The organism is Kineococcus aurantiacus, from assembly GCF_013409345.1.
Classification (GTDB): Bacteria; Actinomycetota; Actinomycetes; order Actinomycetales; family Kineococcaceae; genus Kineococcus; species Kineococcus aurantiacus.
The window spans coordinates 68,107-80,281 of the sequence record NZ_JACCBB010000002.1; the positions used below are offsets into that span (position 1 = coordinate 68,107).

The 12,175-nt window shown below is 69.0% G+C and carries 8 protein-coding genes and 2 pseudogenes; 4 read left to right on the forward strand and 6 right to left on the reverse strand.

The features are described 5' to 3' along the window. Positions 1–167 precede the first annotated feature (167 nt). Entirely contained in the window at positions 168–869 is a 702-nt protein-coding gene (locus BJ968_RS23865) for an amino acid permease (protein WP_218886594.1), read from the forward strand. A gap of 489 nt (positions 870–1,358) precedes the next feature. Here the strand turns inward: BJ968_RS23865 and BJ968_RS23280 are convergent, their stop codons facing one another. Then, a complete protein-coding gene (locus tag BJ968_RS23280; RefSeq protein WP_218886595.1) occupies positions 1,359–2,147 on the reverse strand; it encodes a TetR/AcrR family transcriptional regulator in 789 nt (262 codons plus the stop codon). 24 nt (positions 2,148–2,171) lie between these two features. Here BJ968_RS23280 and BJ968_RS23870 point away from each other — a divergent pair, with 24 nt between their 5' ends. The 3 genes from BJ968_RS23870 (at position 2,172) to BJ968_RS23290 (ending at position 4,862) form a co-directional block, all read left to right on the forward strand. Further along, positions 2,172–2,393 (forward strand): hypothetical protein, encoded by a 222-nt coding sequence (locus BJ968_RS23870; RefSeq protein WP_246316464.1) that lies wholly within the window; start codon positions 2,172–2,174, stop codon positions 2,391–2,393. Between the two features lie 24 nt (positions 2,394–2,417). After that, positions 2,418–2,723, forward strand: a complete 306-nt coding sequence (locus tag BJ968_RS23875; protein ID WP_218886597.1) for a hypothetical protein — start codon at positions 2,418–2,420, stop codon at positions 2,721–2,723. Positions 2,724–3,356: 633 nt separating this feature from the next. Beyond that, positions 3,357–4,862, forward strand: coding sequence for an APC family permease (locus BJ968_RS23290; RefSeq protein WP_179757294.1), 1,506 nt, complete (start codon positions 3,357–3,359; stop codon positions 4,860–4,862). 1,154 nt (positions 4,863–6,016) lie between these two features. Here BJ968_RS23290 and BJ968_RS27215 read toward each other — a convergent pair. From BJ968_RS27215 to BJ968_RS23320, 5 genes and pseudogenes are all read right to left on the reverse strand, one after another. Then, positions 6,017–6,696, reverse strand: a pseudogene (locus BJ968_RS27215) (Rossmann-fold NAD(P)-binding domain-containing protein). Positions 6,697–6,718: 22 nt separating this feature from the next. After that, positions 6,719–6,835: pseudogene (locus BJ968_RS27125) on the reverse strand (dehydrogenase); the annotation flags it as partial. A 294-nt stretch (positions 6,836–7,129) separates the two neighbouring features. Further along, entirely contained in the window at positions 7,130–9,733 is a 2,604-nt protein-coding gene (locus BJ968_RS23310; protein WP_179757299.1) for an ATP-binding cassette domain-containing protein, read from the reverse strand. Positions 9,734–9,819: 86 nt separating this feature from the next. Beyond that, the gene (locus BJ968_RS23315) at positions 9,820–11,052 is read right to left on the reverse strand and encodes a substrate-binding domain-containing protein (RefSeq protein WP_179757301.1); all 1,233 of its coding nucleotides are present in this window, start codon (positions 11,050–11,052) and stop codon (positions 9,820–9,822) included. A 47-nt stretch (positions 11,053–11,099) separates the two neighbouring features. Beyond that, positions 11,100–12,110, reverse strand: coding sequence for an ABC transporter permease (locus BJ968_RS23320; protein ID WP_179757303.1), 1,011 nt, complete (start codon positions 12,108–12,110; stop codon positions 11,100–11,102). Positions 12,111–12,175 lie beyond the last annotated feature (65 nt).

The window sequence follows — 12,175 nt, forward strand, 5'->3', positions numbered from 1 at the left end:
AGCAGACACCCGGACTGGCCGAGCGGCCGGGTCGAGGACACCGGTCGACGGTGGTGCTCACCGCTTGCGTGGTGAACTGGGTGTTGGAGAGCTGGTTATGGGCGTGCTCGCCTTCTCGGCGCCCCTGTCGACGGCCGCAGGCTTCATCTCCGTGCTCTTGACGTACAGTGGCAACACCGGTCCTGCGATCCACCTCCTGCAGACGTTGTTCTGCATCCTCATCTCGGTGGCTTCATCACGATGGGACGGAAGGTAGAGAACCCGGGGGTTTCTACTCCTTCGTCTGCGCCAGCCTGGGCGAGCCCGCCGGCCTGGGCGATGCGTTCCTGGCCACTTTCGGCTACACGGCGATCGGCTTCTCCGCCCCGGCCTTGTTCGCAGTCACGCGCCAGGGCTACGTCGTCGGCCTGAGTGGTCCTTCGATCCCCCGGTACTGGATCGCGCTGGCCATCGTCGCCGGCGTGACGGCGCTGCCGTACCGGCGCATCGACGTGTCTACCAAGGTGCTGAGCGCGGTGATGGTGTTTGAGGTCGTCGTGGTGGTCGTCTTCGGCGTCGTGTCGCTCGTCACGGGGTACGGCGCCGGTCGCAGAGGAGGCGACCTGACCCTGCCGTGGGTCAGCGACGCGAACATCGGACTCGCCCTGCTGTTCGTGATAGGCAGCTTCTTCGGTTTCGAGGCTACGGTGATCTACCGGGAGGAGGTCGAAGATCCCCGACGTACGACCCCTCGGGCGACGGCCGTCGCCGTTGGAGGGATCGGCCTCTCCTCCGCCGTCGCGGCGTGGGCCTCGTTGCCTTCTCCGGTGCGGGCGAGGTCCGGGGTGCAGCGACGCGGGACGCGTCCGGTCTCTTCAACACGGCGTTGACCGCACCTCGTCGGGAAAACCGTCGTGGATGTCGTCATGCGTCTGCTCATGACGCCGATCCTGGCGTCCATGCTCCCCGTCCAGAACGTGTCTGGACGCTACCTCTACTCCCTCGGGACCGTGTCCTGCCCCGGTCCCCAAGTCGGGTCCACCCGTGGCATGGACCACCGCGCGTCTCAGCGGCGCAGGTCGGCGGGCTGTGGGCCGCCCTGATCGTGGTCCTCGCGCTGCTGGGGACGTCCCCAGCCCTGTTGTGCGCCCGAGCCAGCGGTGTAGGTACCTTGGTGGTCCTGCTGTTGCTTCTTGCTACCAGTATGGCCGCACTTGCCTACTCCCCGCCACCCGGACCCGTCGGAGTCGGTCGCAGGGACGCTCGTGGCGCCGCTGCTGTCCGCGCTCGGCCTGGCCGTCGTGACCTACCTGGCGATCACGAACTACTCAGGACGACTCTTCACCGGTGGCGCCTGGTCACATTCCGTGACGTCAAGGTCACCGGGGCGTATCGCTGCGCTCCAGGTCCCCCACGACGGCACGGACCACTTCACGCACCGCTTCGACGTCCACGCTCCGGTGCAGCAGCACCCCGTCGAGGACGGAACGGCACAGTAGGGCCTCCTCCGCCCCCAGCCGGGTCCGCAATGCTGCGAGCACACCGAAGGTGAAGGATTCCGCCACCCGGCGAAACCGTTCGTCACGCAGGGCGGCGGCGAACAGCTCAGCCCGCACGACGACGGCTGGGGGGACGACCCGCAGCTCCTGCTCGACGTAGTCGCCCAGCACCGTCGCCAGCTCCTGCCCCGCCCGGCTCGACAGGGCCTCTTCCAGGCGGCGTACGGCAAGGACACCCCACCGCTCGAACGCAGCCAGCAGCATCGCGTCGCGACTGTTGAAGTAGTAGGTCAGCGAGCCCAGAGGAATCCCTGTTGACCGTGTGATCGAGCGGTGGGTCACCCCCTCTGCGCCCGACCGTCCGATCTGCTGCAGGACGTCGTCCAAGACCCGGCGCTGGCGGTCCGCGATGGTTTCCTTCCGGTGTCCCTGTGCCGTCATCGTCTCTGCAGTCGGGTCAGGTGACGCCGTCACCGGACACCGGTCCAAAAGCGGGCGGCTCGACGAGCCTGCGCCGACCGCCGTCGAGCATCGTGCTCCACGAAGGCTTCGACGACGTTTGAGGCGCGTGATCGACTGGCGCAGCACCTCGCCCAGGTGGATGCGACCCGGCAGACGGAGTCGCGGTGACGGATCTTGCGGGCCTTCTTGCGCCTGGCTGCTGAGCACGGTGTCTCCTCAGTCATGATGCGCATGCTCGGACGTGCGGTCAACGTGCAGGCTCCTAGCATCTGTGCCCACTTCCCGCAGGGTCGGGACGAGATCGTCGTCGAGTCGCTGCGCTGGAGCTTCCATGAGTTCGGTACGGCTCTGCTCGAAGCGGTCACCGACGCGGTGACCCCGCGCGAGCACTGGGACGCCATCGTCCGTGTCCACCTTGGCCGGCAGCTCCAGCTCCCGGAGAGCAGCCTGTGAGACCTCCTGGTCGCGACCGACCGCATGGCCGGCACCCTGCCACCGCAGGGGCGGGCGGAGGCCGACCAGCTGATGGAGCTGCACGAGAGAATCCTCGTCGCGGCCGCGCTCGAGATGGGCGTGCGCTCAGCGCAGCCGCCGGTGAGCATCGTGGTGACCCTCCTCGAAGGTGCCACCCGGTGGAACGGGTGGACGGGGGACGATGAGCAACTGCCAGGCCTCGCCAACCGTGCCGTGCACCTCGCCGGTCTCCTGCTGGAGGAAGCCGTAGCCGATGACGCCCTCCTGCCCGTGGCGATCGCTCGTCGCCCACCGGTGCCTTCCGCCTGACACCGCGGTTCGACCGGGACAGGACGTCGACCTGGCGGCCGGCGACGCCCGTCGACCTGCTCGTGCACGGTCGGGTGAGGCCACGAGCACGACGGCGCCCACCTGGGTGCTCGGGCCCTACACGCTCCGACACTGCAGGCAGCCCCGGCAGCCTGGCGCTCACCGATCGCGGCTCGACCGTGACGTGGACGTTGGGCAGGAGGCCAGCGGCGGGCGCCCCCGGTGCCTTCGGCGGCGGGAAGTGCTGTCCGTACCGAGCGGCCGCCCTCGCCATTCACGGCGTCACCATCGCCTGTCGCCTTCACCAAAAGACACCTCCCCGTTTGTCTCGATCGACTAACCCTGCTGGACGGCACAGAGTCCGGAAAAGGCGGGGTCAACGAGCGCTTCCAACCTCAACCGTTGTCTCGCAACGCATACTCACCTACACCCTCACGCGAGGAGACCAGTCTCCTCCTTGGCGGAGTTTTCACACGCGTAACAAATCAGTAACCTCCTGCCGCTTCAGTCTAACTAGCGTTAGGTTCGGCCGGAAGCGCTGCCCACCGATGCGGGTGGCGACCGGTGATCGACGCAGCCCACCGACGACCGCGACGCGTGATCGATGACGTTCACCCGCCGCTAGGAGGAACCATGAGCAACACCTCAGCTGAACCCGGCAGTGCCGTACACCACCGGACGCCGCCCCAGGACGGCTCGCGGCTATCGGGGAACATGGGGACGACCTCGTTGGTTCTCAGCGTGCTGGCCTTCTCCGCTCCCCTAGTCACCGTCGCCGGTTACATCTCCTTCGCCATCGGGTTCGTCGGCAAGGCCGCACCGATCGCGTGGCTGGTCGCGACGGTCGTCCTGCTGATCTTCGCCGTCGGATACACGACGATGACGAGGCACATCCCCCGCCCAGGCGCGTTCTACACCTACATCTCGCTCGGGTTCGGTCGGGTCTTCGGAGTCGGCAGCGCCTATCTCGCCACCATCTCCTACCTGGCCATCACCGCCGGCATCTACGCGTTCGCCGGCACGTCCCTGGGCGCCCTGGTCGGCATCCTGCACGGACCGTCCGCCCCGTGGTGGGTCTGGGCCCTAGTCGTTTGGGTGATCGTCACCGGGCTGGGCCACTTCAACGTGGAGCTGTCGGCGAAGGTCCTCGGCATCGTGATGGTCCTCGAGATCATCGTGGTGGGCGTCTTCAACGTGTTCACCCTGGCCAAGGGAGGGGCCGAAGGACTGTCTGCAGCCCCCATCGACCCGTCAGCGTTCATCAACGGCGGCACCGGCATGGCTCTGCTCTTCGCCTTCGGCAACTTCATCGGCTTCGAGGCTACGGCGCTCTTCCGGGACGAGGTCAAGGATCCCGACCGGACCATCCCGCGCGCGACCTACATCTCCGTGCTGCTCATCGGACTCTTCTACGCGGTGTCGGCCTACTCGCTGATCCTCGCCTACGGTCCGGACAAGGCCCAGGGCACATCGACCAGCGCCCCCGGCGACATGTTCCACGACGCCCTGTCCACCTTCGTGGCTCCTGCGGTCTCCCAGGTCGCTGTCCTGCTCGTCACGACGTCCGCCCTGGCTTCGGTGCTCTCGGTGCACAACGTCTCGGCCCGGTACCTGTTCAACCTGGGTGCCGACCACGCCCTACCGCACACCTTGGCGGCGGTGCATCCGCGCCACAAGTCCCCGTACCGTGCCTCGCTGGCCACCGCGATCATCACTCTGGTAATGGTCGCCCCGTTCGCGGTGTTCTCTGACAACCCCGGTTTCCTCCAAGGCACGGGCAGTGGCGTCGGTACCGCTGGTGTCCTCATCCTCATGGCTCTGGTGAGTCTGGCTGTCGTCAAGTGGTTCGCCCGGACCGGACGCCCTGCTGGTGAGTCCCGCTGGAACGTGTCCATCGCCCCGATCCTGTCCTTCGTCGGGCTCGCGGCGGTCGTCATCTTCGCCGTCGTCCGGTTTGACCTGCTCGTGGGTGGGGCCCCCGGTGAGTACTTCTGGATGCTCGGCGTCCTGCTGGCCTTCGTCGCCGCCGGCTGCGGGGTCGCCCTCTACTACCGCTCCGCCCGGCCGGAGTGGTACGCCCGCCTGGGTCGTCAGGACGGCACCACCGCCGAGGAAGAAGCCCCCCTCGTCAAGGAGTGACCGCACCATCACGAGCGCTCGGGGAATGGGAGCAGGGGTCCCTCTCCCCGTTGTGCTGTCCCCCGCAACCACCGGCACAGCGTCACAGCACGGTCCTCGAGCCGGGTCAGGCCCTCAGGCGCTTCGGACCAGTCGTTCCAACGGCCTGCTCCGCCCAGGAGGATCATCACCAGCTTCGCCAGCTCACCCGGACGTCACATACCCACTGCTGCGTCCACCGCCGCAAAGAGCCCCTCGTAGCAAGCGGTGTGTCGCTGGGCGTATGCGCGCGCTGCAGGGGCAGGACCCCCAGCTGCTCGTGGGTCTGGATGATGAGGTCCTACAGGTCGCTCCCCGGAAGTGCGAGCTGGCGTCGGAAGTGGGTCCGGACCACCCCGTCCCACCTCCCCTCCGCAGACTCAACGGAGTTCAACTCAGGGAGCAGGTCCTGGGCGAAACGGTGCGCGTGCCAGGCGAGCGATTGGGTGACGAGGTCGGTGCGACTACCCGGGAAGTGCGCGTACAGGCTCGGCTCCTGCGCGGACAGAACAGACCCCAGCTTCCGCATCGAGACCGATCCCAGGCCCTGCCGGCCGGCCGGTTGGAGGAAGGTCTCCAAGATCACCTGCTCTGTCGCAGACAGCCCGGGCCAGTCAGCCTGCGCGGTGTGCTCGATCCAGCGCGGCCTGGACCTCTGGATGTCGGTACCGAGTCACGCCATCGACCTCTGGTCGGTCGGAGGTCCCACGCTGCCCGCCACTGCACCCCCGGTGCGTTCGAGACGGGGTGGATCCCTGCGAGCAACCTCTAGCCTTTCTAACGCTCGTTAGGTTACTCTGGTCCTCCAGCTCACGTCAGGACGAGCGCCCGGGTCCCGCGCACGCGGCGCGGAACGGGCACGGACTTCAGCGACGAGGGGATGGGTACCATGGACGTGGTGACATCGATCACGTGGACCACACGTTGCCAGACGGGTCTGCGATGGGCCGAGGCCGAGCGGCGCCAGCGGCGGGACGCTCCTGAGGACAGCGCGACACCTCAGGAGGACGAAGCACCTCTGCGCACATCCTGACCCGTACCCGGCGAGGACACCCGGTCCATGGGGGAGACCGAGCACCTCATCAGGTGCGGTCGAGCACGTCAGGGGTGGAACCCCTGAAGCCGGTGCGCCTCGGCTACCCGCCCGACGGCCAGGGTCGTCGCCGCCTCACGGAGGGTGGGGTCGTGCACGGAGGGAAGTGGAGGACCCGGTGCCACGCGGAGAGCATCCGGGTCTCCAGCCGAGACTCGCCCGCCTCAGCGTTCCACCAGCACGTCTGGTTCGACTGCGCCCACTCGAAGTACGACACGATCACCCCGCCGGCGTTCGCCAGGATGTCTGGAACCACGAGCGCCCCCGATCGTTCAGGATCTCGTCGGCGGCTGTGGACGTTGGCCCGTTCGCACCTTCGACCACCTCCCGGGCCTGGACGCGGTGCGCATTCCCGAAGTGAATCGCCGTTTCGAGGGCGGCGGGCGCCAGAAGGTCGACGCCGAGCTCCAGCAGCGTATCCGGTTTCAGCTCGTCACTGCCAGGTGCGCCCACAACGCTCCCGGTGACGTCCAGGTGCCGACCAACAGCGTCGACGTCCAGACCGCGGTCGTCGTGGCCTGCGTCCACCCCCGCCCGCCCGGCGGATGCCCTGGACGACGCAGGCGGTCGGTTCGATGAGCGCAGCTCGTTCCGCGTCGACGTCTTCGACAACCACCAGGCACGCGGCGGCGGGCATCGTGAAGCGCTCGGCCAACACTCCGTCCGAGGTGAACCCGAGCCAGAAGTCCCCCGGCAGGGGGCCGTGATCGATGACGCGCTCACCCACCTCGATCTTGGACACGGCTCAGCCGCGCCCCACGACCCGGCCCACCCACTCGTGGCCGGGGACGACCGGGTACCAAGAACCCGTTCCCTTCTCGACGTGCCCCGCGAAGAGCTCGAGGTCTGATCCGTAGATCCCGCGAGTTCGGACTCCACGAGCAGGTCATCGGGCTCCGGCACCGGGTCGAGAACTCTTTCGACCGCGAAAGTGGGGGTACCACCGTTCCTGCGCATCACGACTGCACCGATCACCGCTGTTCGCTCTGCACCGGGTGTTGAGCGCTCACAACTGCTCCAGCGCCCACTCGGCGTTGGTGGCCGTGAGTCGCACAACACTGTTTCGGCAGTGTTTCTCGCCTGTTTCCGCGAGCCGGTCGGCGCTGAGCACAGGTGGGTGGGGCGCGCTGGGGACACGTTCGCTGGTCGATGCCGGTCACGCCCCCGACGGGACGCCTGCAGGGCCCGGCCGCCGGAGCACCCGGATCACCAGCGAGCGCACCCCGGAGGTGTTCTCCCCACCGCGCGAGTAGGCCAGCAGCGCGACCACCGTGAGGATCCCGACGATCATGAAGCTCCACGCGTCAGAGATGCCGAGCATCGGTACGATCGTGTTGGACAGCGCCAGCAGGAGCCCGCCCAGGAGGCACCCAAAGAGGCATCCCCGCCCGCCGAGCAGGCTCGCGCCGCCCAGTACCGGGGCCGCCATCGACAGCAGCGTGAAGTCGTTGCCGGCCGTGGCCTCACCGGTGCCGACGGAGCCGGCCAGGACCAGCCCTGCGAGGCCCGCGGTGACGCCGCAGGCCAGGTAGGAGGCCACGCGCAGCCGGCGGACGGGGATGCCCAGTCGTAGGGCGTAGTTCGGTTGCAGCCCCGCGGCCCGCAGCCGGACCCCGGGGCCGCTGCGCCAGATGCACCAGTCCCCCACCAGGAGCAGCGGGACGAGGACGAGTGTGAGGGTCGGCAACGCCCCGGTCTGGTGGGTGAGCCACGTGAGCAGGTCGGGGCTCAGCAGCCCGGCCGCGGTCGGGCGCAGCACGAGGGCCAGACCGCCGGCGATGCCCATGGTCGCGATCGTCGCGACTACGGCGACGATCTTGGCGCCTTCGACGAGCAGGGCGTTGAGGGCACCGACCAGGAGGCCGCACACCACGACTGTGACGACCGCGACGACCGCGAGCATGGCACCTCCGCCGGAGGTGGCGGTGAAGGACAGCGCGACGAGGCTCAAGCCCATGGTGGCGCCGACGGCGATATCGATGCCGCCGACCAGGAGGACCCAGAACTGAGCCACCGCGGCCACCGTGAGGGGCAGCGCCAGCAGGCCGATGTTGTAGATGCTGGCCGCGGAGCTGAACGACGGGTTGACCCCCTGGGCGTAGCTGAACAGGGCGACGAGCACGACCGCGAGCACCCCCAGCCGGAATAGGTCCTCGTGGGCGCGGAGCACCCGGCGCACGCTTCCTCCGCTGGTCGCGGCCGATACCGCTGCCGACGAGGCGGGGTCGACCACCTCGCTCTCGACCGCGAAGGCGGAGACGATCGAGTCCTCCGTCGCCGTCGGGCCGTCGAGCTCGGTGATGATCCGGCCACGGGACATGACGGCGATCCGGTCGCAGATGCCAGCCAGCTCGGCGGCGTCGGAGGAGACCACGACGACGGCCGAACCGGCGTCGGCCGCCGCGCGCAGCGTCCGGTAGATGTCCATCCGGGAACGTACGTCCACCCCCTGCGTGGGCTCATCCACCAGCAGGACCCGGGGCGCGTCGGACAGGGCCCGGCTGATCGCCACCTTCTGCTGGTTGCCGCCGGAGAGGAAGCTCACCGGCTGCGCCGGGCTCCCCACCCGGATGCCGAAGGCTTGGATCTGCTCCCGCGCGTGCTCGCGCTCCCGTCGGGGATGCACCAGACCGTTCTCCCGGAGCCGGCCCAGCACCCCGGCGGTGAGGTTCTCCAGTACGCTCAGCGTAGGGAACAGTGACTCCCTCTTGCGGTCCCCGGACAGGTACACGACCCCCTTGGCCTTGGCGGCCACCGGTGAGCGCAGCTCGGTGTCCCCGACGGTCAGCACGCCTCCCGCCCCGGCGTTGGCCCCCAGCGCCCGCAGCAGCAGCCCCTGCCCGTTGCCGTCGGCACCGGCCAGTCCGAGGACCTCCCCGGCCCGGACGTCGAGGGAGACGTCCTTGAGGTTGCCCTGCGAGAGCCCACGACCGGTGAGGACGACAGGGGCGTCGGCGGGCACCCCCGGGCGGACGGGGAAGTCCAGCCCCACCGAGGTCCCCGCCATGAGGTCGACCAGGTCGCCGGTGCTCAACGACGACGCCGGGACCGTGCTCTGCCACTCCCCGTCCCGCAGGACGGAGATGTTGTGGGCGACCCGGAACACCTCACCCAGCCGGTGGGTCACGAACAGGACCGCAGAACCCGCCGCCGCGCTGCGGACGATCATGTCCATGACGCGGTCGACGCCCGAGGCGTCCAGGGCCGAAGTCGCCTCGTCCAGGATCAGCAGCGGCGGCCGGGCGTGCACGGCGCGGGCGATCTCGATCAGCTGGCGGTCGCCGGGCGGGATTTCCCGGGTCGCGGTGCGGCTCGACACCCCGGTGATTCCGCTCGTCTCCAGCAGTTCCTGCGCCCAGGCGTCCACCTGGTGGTAGCGCGGTCGCTGGTCCGCCCGGGTCCCGATGTACAGGTTCTGCCCCACCGTGAGTTCGGGGAGCATGGACCCGTCCTGGAAGACCGTCATCACCCCGAGCCGCGCCGCCGCGGCGGGCGTATTGCGCAGCAGCACCTGCCCGGCGATCTCGACCGATCCGGCGGTGGGGGCGACGGTCCCCGACACGAGGTTCACCAGGGTGGACTTCCCCGAGCCGTTCTCACCCACCAGGGCGTGGATCTCACCGCCGGTGAGGGCGAGGCGGGCGTCGGCGAGGGCGACGACCGGCCCGTACTCCTTGCGCAGACCGGTCACCCGCAGCGCGGGACCGTCCTGGCGTGACACGGTCGTCTCCGACGGTTCGGTGGTGCGGTTCGCGCTCATGCTGCTCCTACGAGGTCTTCGGCCAGGCTCACGGTCGACGAAGGGGCGACGGTGGGGCGGCCGGCGCGCCGGCCGGCCCGGTCACGTCAGTTCATCTGGTTCAGCAGGTCGGCCGGAATCAACGTGCTCTCGACGTAGTCCTCGCCGCGGTCCTGCACCCAGCTGGTGGCGCTGGCCTTGACGAACGGCTGAGGGAAGACGATCTTCTCGGGGAGCTCGGCCCCGGCGAGGTCCTCCATCGCCGCGGTGAGGGCCACGCGCGCCGTCCAGTTCGTGCCGTTCGTGTAGTACAGGTCGAACGCCTCCGGCGTGCCCTGCGCCTGCGACCACGCCTTGTTCAGGCCGTTGTTGCACGTCGAGGTGATGAACGCCGGCGGCTTCACCCCGGCCTGCTGGTAAGCCTTGAACACCTGCACCATCGGTTCAGCGTAGTCCGTGAGGATCGCCTTCACCGGGGCGCCGCTGGCGATGACCGCGGAGGCGGCCTTGTAGTACCCGTCCGGCGTCCAGTTCGTGTCCAGGGACCGGGCGACAGTGATGCCCGGGTACTTGGCCTTGAACTGGTCGGTCGCGCACTTGTTCCAGATCACCCCAGCCGGGTTACCCGGGGTACCGTTGAAGTAGGCGACCTGACCGCTGCCGCCGATCGCTGCCGCCGTGGCGTCGGCCTGATCCTTGCCGAGCTGGCAGTTGTCGGGCAGCACCTGGGCCGCCACGTCCTGCTTCGTCGCACTGCCCACCGGGGTGGTGTAAAGGGCGACCTTCGCGCCGGAACGCTGTGCCGCGGCGTAGGTCGGCTTCATCGCGTCGCCGAAGTCGTTGTAGGACACGATCACCTTCGCGCCTTGCGCCACCAGGCTCCGGACGTTGGACTGCATTGTCGCGAGGTTCGACTTGGCGTCGACATACATGATCTTGCCGATGTTGGGGTAGGCGAGCGCCTGCAGGATCGCCTCCATCTTGGAATACTGCCGCCAGGTGTTCCCGGCGAACCCGTCGGCGATCCCGACGATCACGTCGCCTCCACCGGGCACGGTGCAGGTGTTCTTCTCCCAGCACTCCAAGGCGAGCTTCTGCTTGTCCGCCGGGAGCTGCGCGGCGGCCACCGCGAACGCGTCCTGGATGCTCTTGTCGACGGTGCCGATATTCACGTCGGCCAGGGTCGCCTGCGTGAACAGCGCCTGGATCGCGGCCGCGTCGTCGCTGCGCAGCGGCTTGTCGGCGGTCGCGGCGGTCGAGTTCTCCGACGACGTGTCCGCTCCACCGCCGCACGCGCTCAGTGCCAGGGTGGCGGTGAGCAGCCCTGCCACCACGGCCACGCAGGAACTCCACGGACGAGCTGATCTGACCATGTGCCCATTCCTTCTCATGTCTGGGGGGTCCCCGGTCCACGGGGGGCGGTCGAACCGGCACGAACGCCGGCGGAGCGCACCGCGGAACGGCGCCGGAAGAGGTGGATCGCCGAAAGACCACCGGCCAGCACACACCCCTGCGCGAAGAGCGACACACCGGTCGAGTAACCGGCCACTCGCAGCACGTAGTCCAGGAGCGTGACGAAGACGGCGCCGAGGGCGATGGCCGGGAAGTTCACCCGGCCACCGGTGAGGGCGGCCCCAGCCAGCACCACCGCGACGATCGGCGGCAACTGGAAGGAGTTGCCGAAGGTGAGGTCCGGGGAGCCGAGCAGCCCAGACAGCGAGACGGCCCCGATCCCGTAGAGCACCGCGGCGGCGGTGTAAGCCGCGACGCGGAACGTCCGGGCTCGGATGCCGATGAGGTACGCGGTGCGGGGAGCGGCGGAGCTGGCCACGAGACGACGTCCCGCGACCGTGCGGAACGTGACGAACGTCAGGACGGCCACCATGACCACCGCGACGAGGAGCAGGGCGCTGAACCCCGCAGCGTTCAGGCGGGCTCCGGACTGCAGCAGGTCAGGAACGCTGGTGTGGCGATCGACGGGTCCGCGGTACAGCCGGGTCAGGCCGGCCACGATCAGTCCGACCGAGAGGGTGGCGACCAGCGGGTTGAGGCCGAACGCCTCGACGAGGACACCGTTGGCCAGGCCGATCAGGGCGCAGGCCGCGAGGGAGACGAGGACGGCCTGGGGAACCTTGGAGCCGTCGTTCGCGCCGACGTACACCATCGTCGTCCCCACGAGGGTCATGACGTACGGGGTGCTCAGGTCGATTCCCCCGGTGCCGATGACCAGCCCCTGACCGGCCGCCAGCAGGACCGCGACGGCTAGGAGCGGAGTGAGGGTCGACAGAGTCGACCCCTTGAGCAGGTTGCCGGACGACACCCACAGGGCGATCCCGGCGAGCACGACGGTCGCGAGCAGCAGACCGCGGACGGGGGTGAGGCGAAGGCCTCCTCGCATCGGCTCTCCTGTTCCGGTTCCCTCCCCGGCGAGGACGCACGGCGGGGAGGAGCCTGGTGGGCTGG